We start from the raw sequence: 24481 nt of genomic DNA on the forward strand, positions 1-24481 counted from the left end.
CAACCTGGCCGGTCTTAACTTTCGGTAGGATCGACATCCAGCGTCCACTTCACCTTTCGTGAGGCGGGCAAGGTTGTGACCAGCGGCAACGAACTGCTCAGCAACTGTTGCAGGCGTTTACGCGAGGGATGCTGAACCAGTAACTGCCAGCGCCAGCGGCCACTGCGTTTGGGCTGCAAGGCAGGTAACGGGCCCATAAACCACATTGACGCATCGTTATGCGGGCTGGCTTCCAGCATATTGCGTAGCTGTTGCAGAAATTCTGCAGCCTGATGATTATCCATGTCTTCTGCCCGGAATAAGGCATGGTGCGTCCAGGGAGGTAAAAAGACCGACTGGCGCTCCAGCAACGTTTGTTGTGCGAAAGCGAAGTAGCCCTGATGCAGCAGCGTTTGCAGCAGGGGATGATCAGGATGATGGGTTTGCAGTAAAACCTCACCTTGCTTACCGGCACGTCCGGCACGTCCTGCCACCTGGGTATACAGTTGAGCAAAGCGCTCCGCAGCACGGAAATCGGCTGAGAACAAGGCACCGTCTACATCCAGCAGCGACACTAAGGTGACATCCGGGAAATGATGACCTTTTGCCAGCATCTGCGTGCCAACCAGAATACGCGCGCCCCCGCGATGAACGTCGGCGAGGTGCTGTTCAAGAGCGCCTTTTCGGCTGGTGGTATCACGGTCAATGCGTGAGACAGGGACGCCGGGAAAAAGGGTGCCGAGCTGTTGCTCCAGCTGTTCCGTGCCCACACCGACCGGCAGTAAATGTGTTGAACCACATTGCGGGCACTGATGCGGCAACGGTCGTTGACTGTCACAGTGGTGGCAACGCAACTGGCGGTGATGCTGATGCAGCGTGTAATAACGGTCGCAGCGCTGGCATTCGGCGATCCAGCCGCAATCGTGACAGAGCAGAGCCGGCGAAAAACCGCGGCGGTTCAGAAACAGCAGAACCTGGTTATCGGCTTTCAGGTGCTGACGCATTTTGAAGATCAGGGCGGGTGCCAGGCCACCAGTAAGTTGTGCCCCTTTCAGGTCGATCAACTGCTGCAGTGCCGGTTTAGCATTGCCGGCACGCTTCATCAGATCAAGCTGGCGATATTTACCGTTACGCACGTTATGCAGGGTTTCCAGTGCCGGCGTTGCGGATCCCATGACAACAGGAATGTCTTCTTCATGCGCGCGGAAGACAGCCAGATCCCGTGCCTGATAGCGCCAGCCTTCCTGTTGCTTATAGGAACTGTCGTGCTCTTCATCAATAATGATCACGCCCGGTCGCGCCATGGGGGTAAAGAGCGCGGAACGCGTACCAATAATGATGGCGTTTTCCCCCCGTCGCGCCCGCAGCCACACGGACAGACGCTCGCTGTCATTAAGTCCCGAATGCAGGACATCCACCGGCGCGTCAAAACGTTCACGGAAACGGGCAATGGTTTGTGGCGTCAGGCCAATTTCCGGTACCAGCACCAGTGCCTGTTTCCCCCGCGCCAGCACATTTTCCAGTACGCTGAGATACACCTCGGTTTTACCGGAACCTGTAATTCCTGCCAGCAGCCAGGCGGCATAGTGCTCATCTTCTCCCCGAATGGCGCCCACCGCAGTCGCCTGATCGGTGTTCAGGCGCAGACGCTCACCCTTTACCGCAAACGCGGTTCGCCAGTCATGCATTTGCGGCTGGTGCTCGTGCAATTCGCAAAGCCCTTTCGCGCGCAACGCCTGCATAGCCGCCTCGGTCAGGTCATGTTCACTGACTTCATGACGATAGAGCGGTTGCTGGCGCAGCACCGCCAGGCCTTGTTGTTGTCTGGGCGCGCGTTTAAGACTTTCCGGGGACGTCGCGCGGCCCTGTTCCGTGATTTCCCAACGCCACAGGGGATCATCCTGAGCCGGTTTACCTTGTCTGAGGAGTACCGGAATGGCATGGCTGAGCACCTCACCCAGCGGAGAGTGATAATAGTCGGCTGCCCAGTGAAGAATGCGCCACAGAGAGGACGGAAACAGGGATTCCCTGTCCAGGACGGTAAGCACCTGTTTAAGCTGTGAGGTCGCCAAATCGCTGCTGTCAGAGAACGCCACCACAATGCCGATCATTTTCCGGTTACCAAACGGCACGATCACGCGACCGCCAGTCACCGGCTGCACACCCTCAGGCGGCAGATAGTCAAAAAGGCGGGGAAGGGGAACGGGCAGGGCAACCTGAACAACGGGCATAACTTTCTCTTTCCGGTTCATCTGACAGGGCGATTAGTGTACACGCTGGCGCACAGGACGGATATCTCAGGCGACATTTGCAGCAGCAAACATTAGCCTGTATAATATGCCGCCTTCGGTAGGAAAGACCTTACCGGAGTACACCATTAATGTTCAATCGCGTGTGGTGCTGCGCAGGTTTCGTCCTGGCGCGGAGAGCGACACGGCCTTCTATGAGGTTTCCCATGAAACAAGGTATTCACCCTAAATACGAAGCAGTTACCATCAACTGTACTTGCGGTAACGTGATTCACACTCGCTCTACGCTGACTCACGAACTGAACCTGGACGTTTGTGGTAAGTGCCACCCGTTCTACACCGGTAAGCAGCGTGAAGTTGCCACTGGTGGCCGCGTTGACCGCTTCAACAAGCGTTTCAGCGTGCCAGGCACCAAAAAATAAGAAACGGCATTCGAACATTTGTTCGGCGGCAAGAAAAACCCAGCTCAGGCTGGGTTTTTTATGTCTGGCTGACTCAGTATTCCCAGGTGTCCGGGTCAATGCCCATCTCGCGCATAATTTTCTTCGCTTCTTCCGGGATTTCGTCGTTACGTTCTTTACGCAAATCGACATCATTTGGTAACGGTTGTCCGGTAAAAGCATGCAAGAAGGCTTCGCACAGGAGCTCACTGTTGGTCGCATGGCGCAGGTTATTCACCTGACGACGTGTCCGTTCGTCAGTCAAAATCTTTAACACGCTCAACGGAATAGAAACCGTGATTTTTTTAACCTGTTCGCTCTTCTTGCCGTGCTCAGCGTACGGGCTGATATATTCGCCGTTCCATTCAGCCATGGGATACCTTAATCAATAAAAGTTAAAAGTTACGAAATCAGCCGATTATGCCTGATTTTCTTCTACCGGACCCCTTCTCTGGCGGGTTTCTTCGTCCAACACAGGAAGAAAATGGGTTGAACGCCAGCATGGGCGCATAATTTTAGCGGTTATTGCGGCCATGCTCAATCTATACGCAAAGACATTTGGATGTCCAGATGTATTGACGTCTAAATGTAAGCTGATATCCTGTGGTCAGTTTATTTCTCACTTCAGGAACAGTTAGCCCTATGACGCGTAAACAGGCAACCATCGCAGTGCGCAGCGGTTTGAATGACGACGAGCAATATGGCTGCGTTGTCCCGCCCATCCACCTTTCCAGCACCTATAACTTCCATGATTTCAATGAGCCGCGAGCCCACGATTATTCTCGTCGTGGTAATCCTACGCGCGACGTTGTGCAACGCGCGCTGGCAGAGCTGGAAGGCGGGGCGGGCGCGGTATTGACTAATACCGGCATGTCCGCCATTCATCTGGTCACAACGGTTTTCCTGAAGCCTGGCGATTTGCTGGTGGCACCGCACGACTGCTATGGCGGCAGCTACCGTCTGTTCGATAGTTTAAGCAAGCGCGGTGCTTATCGGGTGAAGTTTGTCGATCAAGGCGACAGTGCCGCGCTACAGGCTGCGCTGGACGAGAAACCTCAGCTCGTATTAGTAGAAAGCCCCAGTAACCCGCTGCTGCGTGTCGTCGATATCGCGGCCATCTGCGACGCCGCGCGCAAAGTAGGCGCAGTAAGCGTTGTGGACAACACCTTTATGAGTCCGACGCTGCAAAACCCGCTGGCGCTGGGCGCAGATCTGGTTATTCACTCCTGTACCAAATATTTAAACGGGCACTCCGATGTCGTGGCTGGCGCTGTTATTGCCAAAGATCCTCAGGTCGCGACCGATCTGGCGTGGTGGGCGAATAATATTGGCGTGACCGGTTCCGCTTTTGACAGCTACCTGCTGTTACGTGGTATGCGTACGCTGGGGCCGCGTATGGCCGCTGCTCAGCGTAATGCGTTAGAAATTATTGCTTATCTGAAGCAGCAGCCCCTGGTGAAAAAGTTGTATCATCCTTCTCTGCCAGAAAATGCCGGGCATGAAGTCGCTGCGCGTCAGCAGCGTGGGTTTGGCGCCATGCTCAGTTTCGAACTGGATGGCGATGAAGCGCGCTTGCGTCGTTTCCTGAAAGCGCTTGAACTGTTTACGCTGGCTGAATCACTGGGTGGCGTTGAGAGCTTAATCTCGCATACCGCGACCATGACGCACGCTGGCATGTCTGCAGAAGCCCGTGCCGCAGCAGGTATTTCTGAAACATTGCTCCGTATTTCTGTGGGGATTGAAGACCACGAAGATTTAATTGCCGATTTGGATAATGCATTCCGGATCGCAGCAGAGGATTAACCATGACGATTTCAGCAGGCGCAGGAACGCCAAACAACAGACAGCTCCACAAGTTTGGTGGCAGCAGCCTTGCCGATGCACGCTGCTACCAACGTGTTGCCAGCATCATGGCGGATTACAGCCAGCCAGGCGACATGATGGTGGTCTCAGCCGCAGGTTCAACGACCAATCAGCTGATTAGCTGGCTGAAACTGAGCCAGAGTGACCGCTTGTCCGCGCATCAGGTGCAGCAGACATTACGTCGTTATCAGAGTGAGCTCATCAGTGCCCTGTTGCCTGCCGAAATCGCCGAACCTTTATTATCGGCCTTTATTCGCGATCTTGAGAAGCTTGCCGGATTACTCGATGGTACCGTTACCGACGCGGTCTATGCGGAAGTCGTGGGCCATGGTGAAGTCTGGTCGGCACGTTTAATGTCCGCCGTGCTGAATCAACACGATCTGCAGGCCTGCTGGCTGGACGCGCGCGATTTTCTGCGTGCAGAACGCGCCGCGCAGCCTCAGGTTGATGAAGGAAAATCCTGGCCGTTGTTACAAACGCTGCTGGCCCAGCATCCCCATAAACGTATCGTGGTGACGGGCTTTATCTGCGCCAACGATGCGGGTGAAACCGTGTTGCTGGGGCGTAATGGCTCTGATTACTCCGCCACACAAATTGGTGCGCTGGCCGGTGTGGGACGCGTCACTATCTGGAGTGATGTGGCGGGTGTTTACAGTGCCGATCCACGTAAAGTTTCTGATGCCTGTCTGCTGCCGCTGCTGCGTCTTGATGAGGCCAGTGAACTGGCGCGCCTCGCCGCACCGGTGCTGCATACCCGCACCTTACAGCCCGTTTCCGGCAGCGACATCGATTTGCAGTTGCGCTGTAGCTATCAGCCAGAACAGGGCTCAACCCGTATTGAGCGCGTCCTCGCTTCCGGAACGGGCGCACGCATTGTGACCAGTCACGATGATGTGTGTCTGGTCGAAATCCAGCTTCCCGGGCAGCACGATTTTACGCTCTTGCGCAAAGAGATCGATCAGTTGCTCACGCGTGCGCAGATGCGCCCACTGGCAATGGGCGTTCATCCTGATCGTCAGCTGCTGCAACTCTGTTATACCTCTGAAGTGGTTAACAGCGCCTTCACGTTGTTGCAGGACGCAGGCTTACCCGGGCATTTACAGTTACGTGATGGCTTAGCGCTGGTGGCGCTGGTCGGAGCAGGCGTGACTCGTAATCCGTTGCATACGCACCGTTTCTGGCAGCAGTTGAAAGATCAGCCGGTTGAGTTTGTTTGTCAGTCGCCAGAACATATCAGCGTGGTGGCGGTCCTGCGCGTGGGGCCGACGCAGCATTTAATTCAGGGCTTACACAGCTCCCTGTTTCGTGCCGAAAAGCGAATTGGCCTGATGCTGTTTGGCAAAGGCAATATCGGCTCACGCTGGCTGGAACTGTTTGCGCGTGAGCAGGAAACCTTATCAGCACGAACCGGTTTTGAATTTGTGCTGGCGGGTGTGGTCGACAGTCAACGCAGCCTGTTGAACTATGACGGGCTTGATGCCAGTCGCGCGCTGGCCTTCTTTGACGATGAAGCGGAAACACGTGATGAAGAATCGCTGTTTCTGTGGATGCGGGCGCATCCTTACGATGATCTTGTGGTGCTGGACGTCACCGCCAGTAAACCACTGGCACAGCAGTATCTGGATTTTGCCAGTCATGGCTTCCACGTGATTAGCGCTAATAAGATTGCGGGCGCGTCCGACACGCAAACCTGGCGTGAGATTCGCGATGCCTTCGAAAAAACCGGGCGTCACTGGTTATATAACGCCACCGTAGGCGCAGGTTTACCCATCAACTATACGGTGCGGGATCTGCGTGAAAGTGGCGATACCATTCTGTCGATTAGCGGTATTTTCTCTGGCACATTGTCTTGGCTTTTCCTGCAGTTTGACGGGACGGTGCCCTTTACCGAACTGGTGGATCAGGCATGGCAGCAGGGCTTAACCGAGCCGGATCCGCGTGTTGATCTGTCTGGCGAGGATGTGATGCGTAAGCTGGTCATTTTGGCCCGTGAAGCGGGCTATAACATTGAACCCGATCAGGTACGCGTCGAGTCACTGGTGCCCCAGAACTGTGATGAATCCGTCGACCATTTCTTCGAGAACGGTGACGAACTTAACGAGCAGATGCTGCAACGGTTTGAAGCCGCCCAGGAAATGGGGCTGGTCCTGCGTTATGTGGCACGGTTTGATGCCAATGGCAAAGCACGTGTGGGTGTGGAAGCCGTTCGTCCTGAGCATCCTCTGGCAGCCTTACTGCCCTGCGATAATGTGTTTGCCATCGACAGCCGCTGGTATCGCGATAATCCTCTGGTGATTCGCGGACCTGGCGCGGGTCGTGACGTCACGGCAGGCGCGATACAGTCTGATATCAATCGCCTCGCGCAACTCCTCTAAACAGGTTTCAACACAGGTGCTCCGGCACCTGTTTTTTTGCCCTGTTTCTGCTCGCCGATGTCATAACGTGCGGTAACGTTTGCCTGCCTGTGGCGCCATTTTGACTGGCGCTGAGGGGAGCATCGGTCACGTTGAATGTCTGAACGTCTCACTATGTTGAGGGGGAAGCGTTGGGTGGTGGTGGCAGGATGCGTTTTTTTGCCGGTCAGCGCTAAACGGACAGATTACTCTTCATTCTTCCCGCCCCGGATCAGCGAAATGGCAGAGAAGCTATGGCATGCCATTGGTCACCTGAGCCTGCTACGAACAGGGTGAATATTCTGTCACGCGAAAGGGTAAAAGACCGGTATTTCTACAATCTGAAATGTGCGATACCTTTTGCCCCCGCGTCAGTTGGGCGACCTGTAATGGCGATATGAGGATGACGTTAACTGATACGAAACAGGGCGGTATCAACCGCCCTGTTTCTGTGAGTTAACCTGTATTACGCATCCCTGCAGCGACACCGGCAATCGTCACCATCAGCGCCTGTTCGACACGCGCATCCGGTTCTTCACCACGGGCTTCCTGTGCACGTGAACGGTGAAGCAGCTCTGCCTGGAGTACGTTCAGGGGATCGGTATAAACGTTACGCAGGGCAATCGATTCGGCAATCCACGGCTGGTCCGCCATCAGATGGGAATCGTTGGCGATGGTCAGCACCGCTTTAATATCGGCATCCAGCTGGTCACGCAGCTGTTTACCTAATGGCCATAACGATTTATCAACCAGCCGCTGATCGTAATACTCCGCCAGCCACAGGTCTGCTTTCGAAAACACCATTTCCAGCATACCAAGGCGGGTTGAGAAAAAGGGCCAGTCGCGGCACATGGCCTCAAGCTGATCCTGATGGCCTGCCAGCATCGCCTGCTGCAGGGCGGCGCCCGCGCCCAGCCAGGCGGGTAACATCAGGCGGTTTTGCGTCCAGGCAAAAATCCAGGGAATGGCGCGCAGGGATTCCACACCGCCCGTCGGACGACGCTTCGCCGGACGAGAGCCCAGGGGCAGCTTGCCCAGTTCCTGCTCAGGGGTTGCGGAACGGAAGTAAGGCACAAAATCCTTATTCTCACGCACATAACCCCGGTACATGGCGCAGGAGTCGGCAGAAAGCTGGTTCATGATATTACGCCATTCCGGTTTGGGTTCCGGCGGCGGCATCAGGTTGGCTTCCAGAATCGCGCCGGTATAAAGCGACAGGCTGGCGATAGTGACTTCCGGCAAGCCGTACTTGAAGCGAATCATTTCGCCCTGTTCCGTCACGCGCAGGCCGCCTTTGAGGCTGCCTGGCGGCTGGGACAGCAGTGCGGCATGCGCGGGTGCACCACCGCGGCCGATGGTGCCGCCGCGTCCGTGGAATAGCGTGAGGGAAACGCCCGCCTTTTCGCAGGTTTTAATCAGTGCATCCTGTGCCTGGTATTGTGCCCAGCTGGCGGCCATCACGCCGGCATCTTTCGCCGAGTCGGAATAGCCAATCATGACCATTTGTTTGCCCTGAATAAAACCACGGTACCAGTCGATGTTAAGCAGTTTGCTCATCACATCATTGGCATTGTTCAGGTCATCCAGGGTTTCAAACAGGGGAGCAACCGGCATAGCGAACGGAATGCCAGCCTCTTTCAGTAACAGATGGACGGCAAGGACATCAGACGGCGTTTTCGCCATCGAAATGACATAGGCTGCGATAGAGCCCTGGGGCGCTTCTGCCACTACTTTGCAGGTTTCCAGCACTTCGCGGGTTTCGTCACTCGGTTCCCAACTGCGTGGAAGTAAAGGGCGCTTGGAGTTCAGCTCACGGATAAGAAAAGCCTGCTTGTCGGCTTCCGACCAGCTTTCATAATCGCCCAGGCCCAGATAGCGGGTAATTTCAGCGATAGCTTCAGTGTGACGGGTGCTTTCCTGACGGACGTCGATGCGAACCAGCGGCACGCCAAAGCATTTCACACGGCGCAGCGTATCCAGTAACTGACCGTTGGCAATAATGCCCATGCCGCACTGCTGCAGGGACTGATAGATAGCGAAAAGCGGATCCCACAACTGCGCGTTGGAGACCAGCAGGTCTGCCGGGCGGGGCAAGCGCTCGCCTTTCAGGCGGCGCTCCAGGTAAGCCTGGGTAGACATTAGCTGACTGCGCAGACGCTTTAAGATCACGCGATACGGCTCCAGCGCCTCAGGATCGCCACTCAGCTCGGCAACTTCCTGACTGCATTCGGACATCGACAGTTCCGAAATCAACACGCCAATATCGCGCAGAAACAGATCGGTGGCTTTCCAGCGGCTGAGCTGCATAACATGGCGGGTAATGGCGGCGGTGACGTTCGGGTTACCGTCACGGTCTCCGCCCATCCAGGAGGTGAACTGCACCGGCACAAAATCAACCGGTAACTTAATGCCAAACGTCTCTTCTACCTGCTCATTCAGCTCACGCAAAAATGCAGGTACACCTTCCCACAGGCTGTTTTCAACGACGGCGAATCCCCACTTGGCTTCATCAACCGGCGTTGGACGGTATTTACGGATCTCATCCGTATGCCAGGCCTGCGCGACCAGTTGGCGCAGGCGGCGCATAATCTGGTTGCGTTCGTATTCAGAGATATCGCTGTGGTCGAGTTGTTCAAGACAGCTGTTGACCTCGCCCAGTTTGTGAATCAGCGTGCGGCGTGTAATTTCAGTAGGGTGCGCGGTTAAAACCAGTTCCAGGGAAAGTGATTCAATGGCTTTATGAATCGCACTTTCACTGAGATTATTTTGCTTGAGGGTTTCAAATGTTTTTTTCAATAGTTCAGGGTGGTTTGCGCCATCGCCGCTGCGGGAAATCGTTTGATACTGCTCAGCCACGTTAGTGAGGTTGAGGAACTGACTAAAGGCACGCGCCACGGGCAATAACTCGTCATTTGACAGGTTTTGCAGCGTATTCAGCAATTCCTTACGATGAGTGTCATTTCCTGCACGGGATGACTTAGAAAGCTTACGGATGGTTTCCACCTGGCCCAGGATATTCTCTCCCAGCGCATCCTTAATCGTATCCCCGAGCAGTTTGCCGAGCATACTGACATTACTTCGCATTGCGGAATATTGTTCGTTCATGTGACCCTGACACCCTTATCGTCTTGATAAACCTCTATACCCGGCCTTTTCAGGCAGCAGAAAAGCCAGCAACGTCGTCCTCCCGGCTCTGACCGGGGTTCTTCAGTTGCTGCCCGTCGCAAGCTGAATAAAGTGGGATGATTGCCCAGTGGGTATAACATCGTCTTTTATCTAGCCACGTAATCAGGCGTTCGTCAAATGACTTAAAGTGAGGGAAACGTGCAGCTAACTGACGGAAATTCATGGAATTTGATAGCGGCGAAGCGGGATAAGTTATTCTTATTATCAAATCCCACAGATTGGCAGGGCATTTTGCTGTTAATACAGTGAAATGCCCCGTTTGATGATAATTAGTGACAGAAATGCTGCACAACCTGAGCGATTAAGGCGCGCGTAGGCTGAATAAATGCGGTATCGATAAATTCGTCCGGCTGATGCGCCTGGTTGATAGAACCCGGGCCCAGCACCAGCGTTGGACAAAGTTGCTGGATAAACGGGGCTTCAGTGCAATAATTCACCACTTCTGTCGGTGTACCCAGCAGTTTTTCCACCACCTTGACCAGCTCATGGTCAACCGGACATTCATAGCCCGGAATCGGCGGATGCAATTCTTCGATGGTAATCCGTCCCGGCCAGCGTTCGCTCACCGGCGCCAGTGCCTCATTCAGCAGCGCGTCAAGATCGCTCAGCGTCAGCCCCGGCAAAGGGCGGATGTCCATGTGCAATTCGCAGCAGGCGCAGATACGGTTTGCTGCATCACCGCCATGAATATGACCAAAGTTCATTGTGGGATAAGGAATCGCAAAACCATCATGGTTGTAACGGGCTTTCAGCGTATTGCGCAGTTGCATGAGTTCGGTAATCGACTCATGCATCAGCTCAATGGCGTTGACGCCGCGACCCGGATCGCTGGAATGGCCGGATTGACCCTGAATACGAATCGCATTTGAGATATGTCCTTTGTGCGCACGGACAGGTTTCAGCGACGTCGGTTCGCCAATAATGGCGCAGTCAGGGCGAAGCTGTGTGGATGCGGCAAAATATGACGCGCCCGCCATGGTGGTTTCTTCATCAGCGGTGGCCAGAATATAAAGCGGCTTACTCAGGGCTGTCACATCCACATCACGGAGCGTGTCCAGAATAAACGCGAAGAAGCCTTTCATATCGGCGGTACCCAGACCGTACAACTTGTTGTCGTGCTCGGTCAGGGTAAAGGGATCGCGAGTCCAGCGACCATCATCAAACGGAACGGTATCGGTGTGCCCGGCAAGCAGCAGACCGCCCGCACCGCTTCCGGTGCGCGCCAGCATATTAAATTTATGCCGCGTGCCCGGCACGGGTTGGACTTCCACGGTAAAACCCAGGTCACGGAACCAGCCAGCCAGTAAATTGATTAAAGTTTCATTGCTCTGATCGAGAGCGGCATCGGTTGCGCTGATAGACGGTGTTGCGATCAACTGGCGGTAGAGTTCGATAAAAGGCGGTAATTTTGTCTTCACTGTTGACGGTCCTTGAGTTAGGATGTATCAATATTCATGCATTAATAGTGAATAAAAATACATTAACGTCGTGTGCATGTGAACCTTAAATCGCTGCAAACGACATCGTGGGCAACGGGGCAAGGCCGCGACCCGGAACGTGTGACTGTAATAAAGGTATACAGCCTGATGTTGAATACGCTGATCGTTGGTGCCAGTGGTTACGCTGGCGTAGAGCTTGCCACCTTCCTTAATCGCCATCCACATATCAACATAACCGCTTTGGCGGTGTCTGCGCAAAGTCCCGATGCGGGTAAGCGCTTGTCCGATCTTCATCCACAGCTGAAAGGCGTGGTGGATCTGCCGCTGCAGCCACTGAGCCGCGCCGACGAATGGGCAGATAAAGTTGATGTGGTGTTTCTGGCGACGGCCCACGAAGTCAGTCACGACCTGGCGCCTGAATTTCTGAAAGCTGGCTGCGTCGTGTTTGATCTGTCCGGCGCTTTCCGCGTCAACGACGGCAAGTTTTACACGCAGTTTTATGGCTTCACGCACCAGCATGGGGACTGGCTGGATAAAGCCGTTTACGGTCTGGCGGAGTTCCAGCAGGAAAAAATCAAAGAAGCACAGCTGATTGCCGTCCCTGGCTGCTATCCCACCGCCTCTCAGTTGGCACTCAAGCCGTTGGTGGATGCCGGTTTACTGAATGAGGCGCAGTGGCCGGTCATCAATGCCACCAGTGGCGTCAGTGGAGCAGGGCGCAAAGCGAATGTTGGTACCAGCTTCTGTGAAGTCAGTCTGCAGCCTTACGGTATTTTTAATCATCGTCATCATCCTGAAATTGTGGCGCACCTGGGCACACCGGTAATTTTTACGCCGCACCTGGGCAGTTTCCCGCGTGGCATCCTGGCCACGATCACCTGCCGTCTTAATGCCGGCGTCAGCCGTGATGATGTCGCTGAGGTCTTTCACAATGCCTACCATGATAAGCCGCTGGTACGCGTTTACGAGCAAGGCGTACCGGCATTGAAAGCCGTGGTCGGTCTGCCTTACTGCGATATTGGCTTTGCCGTACAGGGCGAACACCTGATTGTGGTGGCTGCTGAAGATAACCTGCTTAAAGGGGCAGCCTCTCAGGCAGTACAGTGTCTTAATATTCGTTTCGGTTTCCCTGAAACGCAGTCACTGATTTAACGGACGACTAAACCATGACTAATCCATTAATTATCAAGCTGGGCGGTGTGCTGTTAGACAGCGAAGAAGCACTGGCCCGTTTATTTGACGCGTTGCTGGCCTACCGTTCTGCTCATCAGCGCCCCCTGATTATCGTTCACGGTGGCGGTTGCCTGGTCGATGAACTGATGAAAAAACTGGCGCTGCCGGTGCAAAAGAAGAACGGTTTGCGTGTTACGCCTGCCGATCAGATTGACATCATCACCGGCGCACTGGCTGGTACCGCCAATAAAACGCTGTTGGCCTGGGCGAAAAAATACGGCATTCAGGCCGTCGGTCTGTGCCTGGGCGATGCGGGCCTGGTCAATGTCACCCAGTTAGATGAAGCGCTGGGCCATGTGGGCAACGCAACGCCGGGCAATCCTGCATTAATTAACACGCTGCTGGGTGCAGGTTACATGCCCGTTGTCAGTTCAATCGGCATCACCGACAGCGGTGAGCTTATGAACGTCAATGCCGATCAGGCTGCCACAGCGCTGGCCTCAACGCTGGGTGCTGACTTAGTCTTGTTATCGGACGTCAGCGGCATTCTTGATGGCAAAGGTCAGCGCATCGAAGAAATGACGGCAGATAAAGCAGAACAGCTGATCGCTCAGGGCATCATCACCGATGGCATGATTGTCAAAGTGAACGCTGCGCTGGATGCGGCACGCACGCTGGGCCGTCCGGTCGATATTGCCAGCTGGCGTCATGCCGAGCAGTTACCTACCCTTTTTAACGGCGTGTCCATTGGCACCCGGATTCTCGCTTAACGACTCAGATTCAAGGATTACGAAATGCAAACGCAAAACATCAAAAAAATCGTACTGGCTTACTCCGGTGGTCTGGATACTTCGGCCATTATTCCCTGGCTGAAAGAAAACTATGGCGGCTGTGAAGTGGTCGCGTTCGTGGCGGATATCGGTCAGGAACGTAGCGATCTGGAAGGCGTTGAGAAGAAAGCGCTGCAGTCAGGTGCATCAGAATGTCACGTTGTCGATCTGCGTGAAGAGTTTATCAGTGACTACGTTTATCCGGTGCTGCAGACCGGGGCCCTGTATGAAGGGACGTATCTGCTGGGTACCTCAATGGCGCGTCCTATCATCGCGAAAGCCCAGGTTGAGCTGGCGCTGAAAGTGGGTGCTGATGCGCTGTGCCACGGTGCCACGGGTAAAGGTAATGACCAGGTGCGTTTCGAAACCACTTACACCGCACTGGCGCCGCAGCTGAAAGTGGTGGCGCCATGGCGCGAGTGGGATCTGCGTTCGCGTGAAGCGCTGCTGGATTATCTGAAAGCGCGCAACATCCCTACCACCGCGTCGCTGGAAAAAATCTACAGCCGTGATGAAAACGCCTGGCACATTTCTACCGAAGGCGGCGTGCTGGAAAGCCCGTCTAACGCACCTAACAAAGATTGCTGGGTCTGGACTGTCGATCCGCTGGAAGCGCCCGATCAGCCAGAAGACGTGACAGTAACCGTTGAAAAAGGCCGCGTGGTGGCGGTGAACGGTGAAAGACTGAGCCCGTTCCAGTGTCTGGAAAAACTGAATGTGCTGGGTGCAAAACATGGCGTGGGCCGTATCGATATCGTTGAAAACCGTCTGGTAGGCATTAAATCACGCGGCTGTTACGAAACCCCTGGCGGCACCATTATGGTTAACGCGCTGCGTGCGGTAGAGCAACTGGTTATGGATCGCGACAGCTTCAAATGGCGTGAGCAGTTGGGCCATGAAATGTCTTATGTGGTTTACGATGGTCGCTGGTTTGCACCGCTGCGTAAGTCTATCCAGGCGGCGGCAGAGTCGCTGGCGGAAGAGGTTAACGGCGAAGTGGTTCTGCAACTCTACAAAGGTCAGGCCACGGCGACGCAGAAGCGTTCAGCTAACAGCCTGTATTCCGAAGAGTTCGCGACCTTCGGCGAAGACGAAGTTTACGATCATCGTCATGCAGGCGGCTTTATTCGTCTGTTCTCACTCTCTTCACGTATCCGTGCGTTGAACGAGCAGAAAAAGTAATCGCAGGCGGGGATCGCCTCGCCTCTCAGTATGACATCAGGGGCGGCTTTCAGGCCGCCCCTGGTTTAACGACTTGAAGGAGATTCACATGGCACTTTGGGGTGGACGCTTTACCCAGGCAGCAGATCAACGTTTCAAACAGTTCAACGACTCGCTGCGTTTTGATTACCGCCTGGCAGAGCAGGACATCATTGGCTCAGTGGCCTGGTCCAAAGCGCTGGTGACGGTAAATGTCCTGAGCAGTGATGAGCAGCAGCAGCTTGAAGCCGCACTGAACGCACTGCTGGAGGAGGTTCGTGCCAATCCTGAGCAAATCCTGCAAAGCGATGCCGAAGATATTCACAGCTGGGTTGAAGGCCAGTTGATTGAGAAAGTCGGTGCGCTGGGCAAAAAACTGCACACCGGCCGTAGCCGCAATGATCAGGTGGCGACCGACCTGAAACTCTGGTGTAAAGAGCAGGTTGCCGCACTGCTGGATGCCACACGTGAGCTGCAGCAGGCGCTGGTGGCGACTGCCGAAGCCAATCAGGACGCGGTGATGCCGGGCTATACACATTTACAGCGTGCACAGCCGGTGACGTTTGCACACTGGTGCCTCGCTTACGTTGAAATGCTGGCGCGCGATGAAAGCCGTTTGCAGGATACGTTAAAGCGTCTTGATGTCAGCCCGTTAGGTTGTGGTGCACTGGCCGGAACGGCTTACGCTATTGACCGTGAGCAACTGGCAGGCTGGTTAGGCTTCGCGTCTGCAACGCGTAACAGCCTGGATACCGTATCCGACCGTGATCATGTGCTGGAGCTGCTTTCCGATGCGTCAATCGGCATGGTGCACCTTTCACGTTTTGCGGAAGACATGATTTTCTTCAATACAGGCGAAGCCGGCTTTATCGAACTCTCGGATAAAGTCACCTCAGGTTCGTCCCTGATGCCACAGAAGAAAAATCCGGATGCACTGGAGCTGATCCGTGGAAAATGCGGGCGGGTTCAGGGCGCGTTAACCGGCATGATGATGACGCTGAAAGGCCTGCCGCTTGCCTATAACAAAGACATGCAGGAAGACAAAGAAGGGCTGTTTGATGCGCTGGATACCTGGCTGGACTGCCTGCATATGTCCGTGCTGGTGCTGGAAGGTTTGCAGGTAAAACGTCCTCGCTGCCAGGAAGCGGCCGAACAGGGTTACGCAAACTCAACTGAACTGGCCGATTATCTCGTGGCAAAAGGCGTTCCCTTCCGTGAAGCGCACCATATCGTGGGAGAAACGGTCGTTGCAGCGATCGCGCAAGGTGTGGCACTGGAAGCCTTGTCGTTATCTCAGCTTAAGCAGTTCAGTGCTGTTATCGAAGACGATGTCTATCCGGTGCTGGCCCTGTCATCCTGCCTGGATAAGCGCAATGCGCAGGGAGGCGTTTCACCGTCTCAGGTTGCCCGTGCCATTGCGGATGCCAAAGCGCGCTTAGCCTGAGTCGCAGATAAAAAAAGAGCGGGCATACCATGCCCGCCAACCTCTAGCTTCAGAAACTACTTTTATTTTAGGCACATCATCAGACCATCGGTGCTCCCGACCGATGTTCAGATTCGTTACGCTTGTCGTCTGGCCTTCGCCTGTTCAGTTTTTTGTTTTATCAGCGTTGCCAGAAGATTTGCGTCAGCTAAAAACAGCGGATAACGCTGTCTTTATGATTCAGAAAACATTTCCCTGGGTGGCGATGAGTCTGAATTTGATGTGGGCATTATTCCCATCCGCTCTTGATAGGGCCAATCGTTGGTTGCTATTCTATCTATCGCCACGAGCTATCGTGGAATGGAGGGTAATAATGAATATCCGTGATCTTGAATATCTGGTTTCGCTTGCTGAACATCGTCACTTCCGACGTGCGGCGGATGCCTGTCATGTCAGTCAGCCGACCTTAAGCGGGCAGATTCGCAAATTAGAAGATGAGTTAGGTGTCATGCTGCTGGAACGTACCAGCCGCAAAGTACTGTTTACGCAGGCCGGTTTGCTGCTGGTCGACCAGGCGCGTACTGTCCTTCGTGAAGTCAAAGTGCTGAAAGAGATGGCCAGTCAGCAGGGCGAAGCGATGTCAGGACCACTGCATATTGGGCTGATTCCTACCACCGGTCCGTATTTACTGCCGCAAATTATTCCTATGCTGCATCAGACTTTTCCAAAGCTGGAAATGTACCTGCATGAAGCACAGACCCAGCAATTGCTGGCTCAGCTCGACAGCGGCAAACTGGACTGCGCGATTCTGGCGCTGGTCAAAGAAAGCGAAGCCTTTATTGAAGTCCCGCTGTTCGATGAACCGATGAAGCTGGCGGTTTATGAGGATCATCCGTGGCGCGAACGCGATCGTGTGCCAATGTCCGATCTGGCTGGTGAAAAACTGCTGATGCTGGAAGACGGCCACTGCCTGCGCGATCAGGCCATGGGTTTTTGTTTTGAAGCGGGTGCAGACGAAGATACCCATTTCCGTGCGACAAGCCTGGAAACGTTGCGCAATATGGTCGCGGCAGGAAGCGGTATTACGTTACTGCCTGCTCTGGCTGTCCCGCCACAGCGTGTGCGTGATGGGGTTTGTTATCTGCCCTGTTATAAGCCGGTACCACAGCGTACGATTGCGCTGGTTTACCGTCCCGGCTCACCTCTGCGCAGCCGTTATGAACAACTGGCAGAGGCAATCCGCACACATATGCAAGGCTATTTCGATACCACGTTAAAACAGGCGGTTTAAACCGTTTAGCGCGGCGACGCGATACGCTTCTGCCATGGTCGGGTAGTTAAAGGTGGTATTCACAAAGTACTCAATTGTGTTGCCACCATTTTTTTGCTCCATGATCGCCTGACCGATATGGATAATCTCCGCAGCACGTTCCCCAAAGCAGTGAATGCCCAGAATCTCTTTGGTTTCACGGTGGAACAGGATCTTCAGACTACCGACGTTCATCCCCACAATCTGCGCACGCGCCAGATGTTTAAACTGCGCACGTCCCACTTCGTAAGGCACTTTCATCGCCGTGAGCTGCTGTTCGGTTTTGCCTACAGAGCTGATTTCCGGAATGGTATAAATCCCGGTCGGAATGTCTTCGATCAGGTGCGCTGAGGCTTCGCCTTTAATGATGGCCTGTGCGGCAATACGGCCCTGATCGTAAGCAGCGGAGGCCAGGCTGGGGTAACCAATGACGTCGCCCACTGCATAAATGTGCGGCTGCGCTGTCTGATACATGCTGTTCACTTTCAACAGCCCACGGCCATCCGCTTCCAGACCGACATTTTCCAGCGACAGTGAATCGGTGTTACCTGTACGGCCGTTCGCATACAGCAGGCAGTCCGCTTTGACTTTCTTGCCGGATTTCAGGTGCATGATAACGCCGTCATCCACGCCTTCAATCTTCTCAAACTCTTCGTTGTGACGAATCACCACGCCGCTGTTCCAGAAGTGATAAGACAGCGAGTCAGACATCTCCTGATCAAGGAACGCCAGCAGGCGGTCACGGGTGTTGATCAGGTCAACCTTGACATTGAGCCCACGGAAAATGGAAGCATATTCACAGCCAATCACGCCCGCGCCATAAATGATGACGTGGCCGGGTTCATGATGCAGGTTGAGAATAGAATCGGAATCGTAAATACGTGGATGGGTAAAGTCGACATCATGCGGATGATAAGGGCGCGAACCACAGGCAATAATAAATTTCCCGGCGGTCAGCTGTTCGCGCGTGCCATCATGATGTTCCACTTCAACCGTGTTGGCATCCACGAAATGCGCATCGCCCTGAAACAGCTCACAGCGATTGCGCTCGTAAAAACCCTGACGCATTGCGGTTTGTTGGCTGATCACGCTTTCCGTGTGATTGAGAATATCGGCAAACGATGAGCGGAGAAGGCGGGTATGGTCACTGTAGAGGGGATTCTGATTGAACTCGATGATGCGGCTCACAGCATGACGAAGGGCTTTCGAGGGGATCGTACCCCAGTGTGTACAGCCGCCGCCTATGTTGTGATAGCGTTCGATAACCGCGATTCGGGCGCCTTGCTTCACTAGCCCCATCGCCGCACCTTCACCGCCTGGTCCTGATCCAATCACAATGACATCGTAATCGTAAGACTTTTGCATACCGGTACGTCCTATTATTTATACATTTTTACAACGAGATTCTAACATCTCGCCGCGCACTTCTGAATTCTAACAGCGATTTTCATCACGTTTTGGCTTTCAGTGAGGTTTAACACGTCGTCACAAAGTTTGCCGGACTGTACGCTGAATATTTTGTTATAGTGCTGTTTCAGAACCTCACAAGGCAGAGAGAATGGGCGTCAGAGCGCAACAAAAAGAACGTACACGACGTACACTGATTGAAGCTGCCTTCAGTCAGCTCAGCGCCGAACGCAGTTTTGCCAGTCTGAGTTTACGTGAGGTTGCCCGCGAGGCGGGCATCGCGCCAACCTCTTTTTATCGGCACTTTAAAGATGTCGATGAGCTGGGTTTAACCATGGTGGATGAAAGCGGGCTGATGCTGCGGCAGTTGATGCGACAGGCACGTCAACGTATTGCGAAAGGCGGCAGCATCATTAAAACCTCTATCGCCACCTTTATGGAGTTCATCGAAAATAACCCTAATGCGTTTCGGCTGCTGTTACGCGAACGTTCGGGGACGTCTGCGGCTTTCCGTGCGGCGGTTGCGCGTGAAATCCAACATTTTATTGCTGAACTGGCTGATTATCTTGAGGTCGAAAACCGCATGCCGCGCAGCTTCACCGAAGCGCAGGCTGAAGCGATGGTGACTATTGTCTTCAGTGCCGGTGCCGAGGCGCTGGATATTGATATAGCGCAGCGTCGTAAGCTGGAAGATCGTCTGGTATTGCAGTTACGTATGATCGCGAAGGGCGCGTATTACTGGTATCGCCGGGAACAAGAACGCCTGGCGGTAACCCTGGATAAACCTGAAGAGCTATGAATAAGGACCCTGCCATGACCCACCCAAGCTCCCGTGATAAAGGCACGATGTTACTGGCTTTTATTACCGGCCTTGCTATGAACGGCTCGTTCTCTGTGCTGTTTAGTGCTTTCGTTCCTTTTTCTATTTTCCCGTTGATTGCGTTGGGGCTGGCGGCATGGTGCCTGCATCAACGCTACCTGAATAAAAGTATGCCCGATGGGGTTCCGGGGCTGGCTGCGGCCTTCTTCCTGCTGGGAATCCTGGTGTACAGCGCATTAGTGCGTGCCGAATATCCGGATATCGGATCTAACTTTATCCCCACGATTCTTATGGTCGGGCTGGTGTTCTGGATTGCCCTGCGTTACAAGCGCAATCGCAACCGGTAATCACAAAAACGGGAACCCCTGGGTTCCCGTTTTTTTACGCTTTGCGCGTCAGTAGCACACCGCATTCCACATGATGGGTATACGGGAACTGGTCAAACAGGGCCAGTCGCGTGACATCATGGGTTTGCGCCAGCTCCAGCAGATTGTCACACAGGGTTTGCGGGTTGCAGGAAATATACAGGATCGTGCGATAAGCCTGCACCATCCTGACGGTTTCCTCATCCAGCCCACTGCGCGGCGGATCCACAAAGATCGTCTCGCAGTCATAACTCTTCAGGTCGATCCCCTCCAGCCGGTTAAAGCTGCGCACGCCGTTCATTGCCTGGGTAAACTCTTCGGCCGCCATGCGAATAATCTGGACATTATCAATCTGGTTGGCGGCAATGTTGTACTGGGCCGACGCGACGGATGGCTTGGCAATTTCCGTGGCCAGCACGCGGCGGAAATTTCTGGCCAGCGCCAGCGAGAAGTTGCCATTACCACAGTAGAGTTCCAGTAAATCGCCACGGGAACCCGTTGTCACATCCAGCGCCCATTCCAGCATATGAATGTTCATCGCCGCGTTGGGTTGCGTGAAGCTGTTCTCCACCTGTCGATAAATCATCTCTTTACCGGCGACCGGCAAACGCTCTTCCACGTAATCCCGATCAAGGCAAATTTTGGTCTTAGTGGAGCGACCAATCAGCTGCACATCGACGCCTTCCGCCCGCAACTGATCGCGTAACGTTGTGGCGGCCTGCTGCCATTCCTCATCCAGCTTGCGGTGATAGAGCAGGGAGATGACGATTTGGTTGCTTAGCGTCGACAGATAATCAATCTGGAACAGCTTATGGCGCAGGATGCGATTATCGCGAATGACCGCCATCATTTTCGGCATCATCTGGTTAATCAGGGCACTGGCCGCCGGGAACTGGTCAACGCGAATGCGCTGTTTCGTCTCCTGATCGAAAATGATGTGATAAATGTCGTCGCCATCATGCCAGATGCGGAATTCTGCACGCATGCGATAGTGGCTGACCGGTGAACGGAACACCTCCACGGCGGGGGCAGCGAAAGGCGTCATCATCGTTTCTAACCGACTGACTTTTTCCGCCAGCTGCGCGTCATACTGTTCAACAGGGAGATGTTCGGGTGTCATGTTTAATCCTGGTTAATAGCCTGCTTGCCGGGCGATTGTAGGGATTCACCTGCTGATGTCCAGTCCTGCGCGCGCGAGCAGAGCGTCGGGGTGTGCAGATCTGGACTTGCCCGTGCGCGCTTCGTAGACTGCGGGCACCGGCCTCAACCTTGAGTTAACAGGGAATCCAGTGTGAATCTGGAGCTGACGCGCAGCGGTAAGGAATGTCAGGGTGATTGCAATTGCAGACACTGTCCTGCGGGATGGGAAGTCATCACCTGCTATGATTCCCAGCCCGAAGACCTGCCGGTGTGACGTCGCCACGCGTACAGTCATCGCGTGCTATCGACTGTATGCCTGCGGCATCCTTTTTTCTTTTGGATGCGATAAAAATGAGTAAAACAACAACCCCGCTGTTTGCCTTCAGTGCAACGGCGATTTTCCTCTGGGCGCAAAATGGCTTTGCACAGAGAAGTGATGATGCGCTCATCGTGACGGCTAATCGTTTTCAACAGCCGGTTTCGTCGGTACTGGCTTCAACCTCGGTGGTGACACGGGATGAGATTGACCTGTGGCAGGCAAAAAATCTGGTAGACGTGCTTCGTCGCCTGCCCGGCGTGGATATTGCGCAGAACGGTGGGATTGGGCAAAGCGCGTCAATGTTTGTGCGAGGCGCTGAAGCGCGCCAGACGTTGATTCTTGTGGATGGCGTGCCCTTTGCCAGACCGGGCATCACCGGTGCAGCGGACTTCAATCTGATTCCGATCTCCCTTATACAACGCGTTGAATTCATTCGCGGGCCGCGCTCCTCCGTCTATGGCGCTGATGCCATTGGCGGAGTGGTAAACGTGATTACTCAAAATCCACAAAATCACAATGTGCTTTCTGCAGGCATGGGGTCAAAGGGATATCAGGAATACAGCGGGGGCGTAAACCAGAATGTGACCGACCAAACCCGCCTTACCGTCGCCGGTTCTTATCAGGCAACCAATGGCTATAACATCCAGCCTGATTCGACGTCTCCAGCCGATCGCGATCGTGATGGCTGGCGCAACAAAGCGTTCTGGGCAGGGGGTGAGCATAAGTTCAATGACATGTTTTCTGGTTTCTTTCGTGGTTATGGTTATGCGGCGAATACTGACTACGATGCTGGCTTCCCGGGCGGATCGGATGAGCAGCAGATTTATAACCACGCCTTTGATACCGGCCTGCGCTTTACTAAAGGTGATTATTCTTCTCAACTGGTCGCCAGCTACCAAAAGTACAAAATATATAATTATGTTGGCGCTGAGGGACGTTACGCAGACTCCAATACGCTGGATGATATGGATCAGCGCAACCTTCAATGGGGAAACGCCTTCGCAGTCGGTTATGGCACGGTGAGTACCGGGATTGACTGGCAGCGGCAAGCGTTGAGCTCAGTAGGCCAACTCTTTTCTGGACAGCCCAGAGAAACGGACCGCTATAAGCAGGATAATACCGGGGCATATCTGACGACGCAGCAGCAATTGGGCACTGTTACGCTTGAAGGTGCTGTCCGGGGGGACGATAACCAGGATTATGGTCGTCATGGTACCTGGCAAACGGCGGCTGGATGGGAGTTTGTGCCGGGTTATAAGGCATCGCTCTCCTATGGCACCGGTTTCCAGGCACCGACGCTGGGGCAGCTTTATGGCCAAAAGCATTTTGGCATTAGCGCCAATCCCGATTTGCAGCCTGAGAAATCAAAACAATGGGAAGCTGCGCTCGAAGGGTTAAGTGGCCCCGTTAACTGGCGGCTGGCGGCCTACCGTAATCACGTCACGAACCTGATTGACTATGCGTCCGATCCGGTGACATTCCAGGGCGGCTATTTCAATCAGAAAGCGGTGACAATGAAAGGTATTGAAGCCACCGCGGACTTTGATACGTCCTTCCTGCATCATCAAATCACCTTAGGCTATCTTGATGCCCGACGCGATTCGGATGATGAAGTCCTGGCTCGCCGGTCTCGTCAACAGATGAAATATCAGTTGGGTGTAACGGTTTATGAGGCTGATATAGATGTTATTTACCAGTATTTTGGCAAGCGTTATGACAATAACACGAGCCAGTACACGAGTGAGCAGCGCCGTTTGCCGGCCTACAGCACCGTTGATCTCGCCGTATCGTATCCTGTCACATCACATCTGACCGTTCGTGGTAGAATTGCCAACCTGTTCGATAAAGATTACGAGACAGCGTATGGCTACCAGACTCCAGGAAGAGAGTATTACCTCAACGGAAGCTACAGCTTCTGACCTGCGCCCGACTGTGCTGGTGTTTGATTCCGGCGTAGGCGGGCTTTCTGTCTATGATGAGGTTCGGCAACTCCTGCCGAACCTGCATTATCTTTATGCGTTCGATAACGCCGGTTTTCCTTATGGTGAGAAAACCGAGACCTTTATTGTCGAGCGTGTTGTTGCGATGGTTGATGCCATTACTCGCCGTCATCCCATTTCTCTCGTCATTATTGCCTGTAATACCGCCAGCACCGTCACTTTGCCTGCATTACGTGAGCGATTTGCCTTTCCGGTTGTCGGCGTTGTACCGGCAATCAAACCGGCTGCACGCCTTACACGTAACGGTGTGGTCGGGCTGCTGGCGACGCGCGCAACGGTCCGGCGTTCGTACACGCATGATCTGGTGTCGCAGTTTGCTAAAACCTGCAAGATTGAAATGCTGGGCTCAGCCGAGCTGGTGGAGTTAGCCGAAGCCAAGCTTCATGGCGATAAGGTTTCACTGGATGACGTCAGGCGCATTGTGCAACCCTGGTTACGTATGACGGAGCCACCGGATACTGTCGTATTAGGCTGCACGCATTTTCCTTTACTTCGCGATGAGCTTCAGCATGTCCTGCCTGAAGGTACGCGTTTGATTGACTCCGGTGCCGCAATAGCCAGACGTACTGCCTGGCTACTGGACAATGAAGCACCCGAAGTCCGCTCGCCGGATCAAAACATGGCGTTTTGCACTGAGCTGGATGAAGAGGCGGCGCAATTATCGCCGGTTTTACAGCGTTATGGCTTCCCGTTGCTTGAAAAACTGGCGCTTTAGCGGGTTTTCGCTGAAAAAAACAGCACTCGGAAAATTAATTGAAATTAGCCCTTGTCAGCTTCGAAGAACTCCCTATAATGCGCCTCCACTGACACGGCACAACGGAATACGAAGCGCCGGGTTGAGTAAGGTTCAGAATGATTCGAACCGATGAGTTTAGCAAAAATAAGTGCTTGACTCATAAAGCGGAAAGCGTAATATATGCAGCCCGCGCCACAGAGAAGTGTGGCA

The 24481-nt window shown here is 54.0% G+C and carries 18 protein-coding genes and 1 riboswitch; of the genes, 12 read left to right on the top strand and 6 right to left on the bottom strand.

From position 1 onward, the window contains the following. Positions 1–14: 14 nt before the first annotated feature. Positions 15–2210, bottom strand: coding sequence for a primosomal protein N' (gene priA / locus C1N59_RS00880; protein ID WP_006121307.1), 2196 nt, complete (start codon positions 2208–2210; stop codon positions 15–17). Between the two features lie 224 nt (positions 2211–2434). Between priA and rpmE the strand changes: the two genes are divergently transcribed. Then, positions 2435–2650, top strand: coding sequence for a 50S ribosomal protein L31 (rpmE, locus tag C1N59_RS00885; RefSeq protein WP_006121308.1), 216 nt, complete (start codon positions 2435–2437; stop codon positions 2648–2650). A 73-nt stretch (positions 2651–2723) separates the two neighbouring features. On the opposite strand, the gene metJ is transcribed toward rpmE, so the two are convergent. Continuing rightward, positions 2724–3041, bottom strand: coding sequence for a met regulon transcriptional regulator MetJ (gene metJ, locus C1N59_RS00890; protein ID WP_006121309.1), 318 nt, complete (start codon positions 3039–3041; stop codon positions 2724–2726). A gap of 269 nt (positions 3042–3310) precedes the next feature. On the opposite strand from metJ, the gene metB reads away from it, so the two are divergent. Continuing rightward, the gene (gene metB / locus C1N59_RS00895) at positions 3311–4471 is read left to right on the top strand and encodes a cystathionine gamma-synthase (RefSeq protein ID WP_394550185.1); all 1161 of its coding nucleotides are present in this window, start codon (positions 3311–3313) and stop codon (positions 4469–4471) included. 2 nt (positions 4472–4473) lie between these two features. Beyond that, the gene (locus tag C1N59_RS00900) at positions 4474–6906 is read left to right on the top strand and encodes a bifunctional aspartate kinase/homoserine dehydrogenase II (protein WP_394550186.1); all 2433 of its coding nucleotides are present in this window, start codon (positions 4474–4476) and stop codon (positions 6904–6906) included. A gap of 474 nt (positions 6907–7380) precedes the next feature. Here C1N59_RS00900 and ppc read toward each other — a convergent pair whose 3' ends face one another. Next, positions 7381–10029, bottom strand: coding sequence for a phosphoenolpyruvate carboxylase (gene ppc / locus C1N59_RS00905; protein WP_006121177.1), 2649 nt, complete (start codon positions 10027–10029; stop codon positions 7381–7383). Positions 10030–10379: 350 nt separating this feature from the next. Next, the gene (gene argE, locus C1N59_RS00910; RefSeq protein WP_033738113.1) at positions 10380–11528 is read right to left on the bottom strand and encodes an acetylornithine deacetylase; all 1149 of its coding nucleotides are present in this window, start codon (positions 11526–11528) and stop codon (positions 10380–10382) included. Positions 11529–11696: 168 nt separating this feature from the next. On the opposite strand from argE, the gene argC reads away from it, so the two are divergent. From argC to oxyR, 5 genes are all read left to right on the top strand, one after another. After that, positions 11697–12701, top strand: coding sequence for an N-acetyl-gamma-glutamyl-phosphate reductase (argC, locus tag C1N59_RS00915; RefSeq protein WP_039342537.1), 1005 nt, complete (start codon positions 11697–11699; stop codon positions 12699–12701). A gap of 14 nt (positions 12702–12715) precedes the next feature. Beyond that, positions 12716–13492, top strand: a complete 777-nt coding sequence (gene argB, locus C1N59_RS00920) for an acetylglutamate kinase (protein WP_006121174.1) — start codon at positions 12716–12718, stop codon at positions 13490–13492. 24 nt (positions 13493–13516) lie between these two features. Further along, positions 13517–14734: an argininosuccinate synthase gene (locus C1N59_RS00925; RefSeq protein ID WP_394550187.1), complete on the top strand. Its 1218-nt coding sequence runs from the start codon at positions 13517–13519 to the stop codon at positions 14732–14734. Positions 14735–14822: 88 nt separating this feature from the next. Further along, positions 14823–16196 carry an argininosuccinate lyase gene (gene argH / locus C1N59_RS00930; protein ID WP_054632888.1) on the top strand — a complete coding sequence of 458 codons (1374 nt, stop codon included), beginning with the start codon at positions 14823–14825 and terminating at the stop codon, positions 16194–16196. A 352-nt stretch (positions 16197–16548) separates the two neighbouring features. After that, positions 16549–17466, top strand: a complete 918-nt coding sequence (oxyR, locus tag C1N59_RS00935) for a DNA-binding transcriptional regulator OxyR (RefSeq protein WP_006121171.1) — start codon at positions 16549–16551, stop codon at positions 17464–17466. Here the strand turns inward: oxyR and sthA are convergent. Further along, positions 17449–18849: a Si-specific NAD(P)(+) transhydrogenase gene (gene sthA, locus C1N59_RS00940; RefSeq protein WP_033738119.1), complete on the bottom strand. Its 1401-nt coding sequence runs from the start codon at positions 18847–18849 to the stop codon at positions 17449–17451. The genes oxyR and sthA overlap by 18 nt on opposite strands. Positions 18850–19042: 193 nt before the next feature. On the opposite strand from sthA, the gene fabR reads away from it, so the two are divergent. Next, the gene (gene fabR, locus C1N59_RS00945) at positions 19043–19690 is read left to right on the top strand and encodes an HTH-type transcriptional repressor FabR (RefSeq protein WP_006121169.1); all 648 of its coding nucleotides are present in this window, start codon (positions 19043–19045) and stop codon (positions 19688–19690) included. 14 nt (positions 19691–19704) lie between these two features. Beyond that, positions 19705–20058: a YijD family membrane protein gene (locus tag C1N59_RS00950; RefSeq protein WP_006121168.1), complete on the top strand. Its 354-nt coding sequence runs from the start codon at positions 19705–19707 to the stop codon at positions 20056–20058. Between the two features lie 34 nt (positions 20059–20092). Here C1N59_RS00950 and trmA read toward each other — a convergent pair whose 3' ends face one another. Then, positions 20093–21196 carry a tRNA (uridine(54)-C5)-methyltransferase TrmA gene (trmA, locus tag C1N59_RS00955; RefSeq protein WP_394550188.1) on the bottom strand — a complete coding sequence of 368 codons (1104 nt, stop codon included), beginning with the start codon at positions 21194–21196 and terminating at the stop codon, positions 20093–20095. 121 nt (positions 21197–21317) lie between these two features. Continuing rightward, positions 21318–21501: riboswitch (cobalamin riboswitch) on the top strand. A 66-nt stretch (positions 21502–21567) separates the two neighbouring features. Between trmA and btuB the strand changes: the two genes are divergently transcribed. Together btuB and murI are read left to right on the top strand one after the other, a co-directional pair. Next, positions 21568–23454, top strand: a complete 1887-nt coding sequence (gene btuB / locus C1N59_RS00960) for a TonB-dependent vitamin B12 receptor BtuB (protein WP_394550189.1) — start codon at positions 21568–21570, stop codon at positions 23452–23454. Then, complete coding sequence (murI, locus tag C1N59_RS00965) at positions 23399–24250, top strand: glutamate racemase (protein WP_394550190.1); 852 nt, start codon at positions 23399–23401, stop codon at positions 24248–24250. Before btuB ends, murI begins: the two co-directional genes overlap by 56 nt. The last annotated feature ends 231 nt before the right edge of the window (positions 24251–24481 follow it).

It is taken from the genome of Pantoea sp. SGAir0183 (assembly GCF_043545505.1).

Coding starts and splice junctions, on each gene's coding strand:
- priA (WP_006121307.1), bottom strand. CDS start 2,210: ATGCCCGTTGTTCAGGTTGCCCTGCCCGTTCCCCTTCCCCGCCTTTTT.
- rpmE (WP_006121308.1), top strand. CDS start 2,435: ATGAAACAAGGTATTCACCCTAAATACGAAGCAGTTACCATCAACTGT.
- metJ (WP_006121309.1), bottom strand. CDS start 3,041: ATGGCTGAATGGAACGGCGAATATATCAGCCCGTACGCTGAGCACGGC.
- metB (WP_394550185.1), top strand. CDS start 3,311: ATGACGCGTAAACAGGCAACCATCGCAGTGCGCAGCGGTTTGAATGAC.
- C1N59_RS00900 (WP_394550186.1), top strand. CDS start 4,474: ATGACGATTTCAGCAGGCGCAGGAACGCCAAACAACAGACAGCTCCAC.
- ppc (WP_006121177.1), bottom strand. CDS start 10,029: ATGAACGAACAATATTCCGCAATGCGAAGTAATGTCAGTATGCTCGGC.
- argC (WP_039342537.1), top strand. CDS start 11,697: ATGTTGAATACGCTGATCGTTGGTGCCAGTGGTTACGCTGGCGTAGAG.
- argB (WP_006121174.1), top strand. CDS start 12,716: ATGACTAATCCATTAATTATCAAGCTGGGCGGTGTGCTGTTAGACAGC.
- C1N59_RS00925 (WP_394550187.1), top strand. CDS start 13,517: ATGCAAACGCAAAACATCAAAAAAATCGTACTGGCTTACTCCGGTGGT.
- argH (WP_054632888.1), top strand. CDS start 14,823: ATGGCACTTTGGGGTGGACGCTTTACCCAGGCAGCAGATCAACGTTTC.
- oxyR (WP_006121171.1), top strand. CDS start 16,549: ATGAATATCCGTGATCTTGAATATCTGGTTTCGCTTGCTGAACATCGT.
- sthA (WP_033738119.1), bottom strand. CDS start 18,849: ATGCAAAAGTCTTACGATTACGATGTCATTGTGATTGGATCAGGACCA.
- fabR (WP_006121169.1), top strand. CDS start 19,043: ATGGGCGTCAGAGCGCAACAAAAAGAACGTACACGACGTACACTGATT.
- C1N59_RS00950 (WP_006121168.1), top strand. CDS start 19,705: ATGACCCACCCAAGCTCCCGTGATAAAGGCACGATGTTACTGGCTTTT.
- trmA (WP_394550188.1), bottom strand. CDS start 21,196: ATGACACCCGAACATCTCCCTGTTGAACAGTATGACGCGCAGCTGGCG.
- btuB (WP_394550189.1), top strand. CDS start 21,568: ATGAGTAAAACAACAACCCCGCTGTTTGCCTTCAGTGCAACGGCGATT.
- murI (WP_394550190.1), top strand. CDS start 23,399: ATGGCTACCAGACTCCAGGAAGAGAGTATTACCTCAACGGAAGCTACA.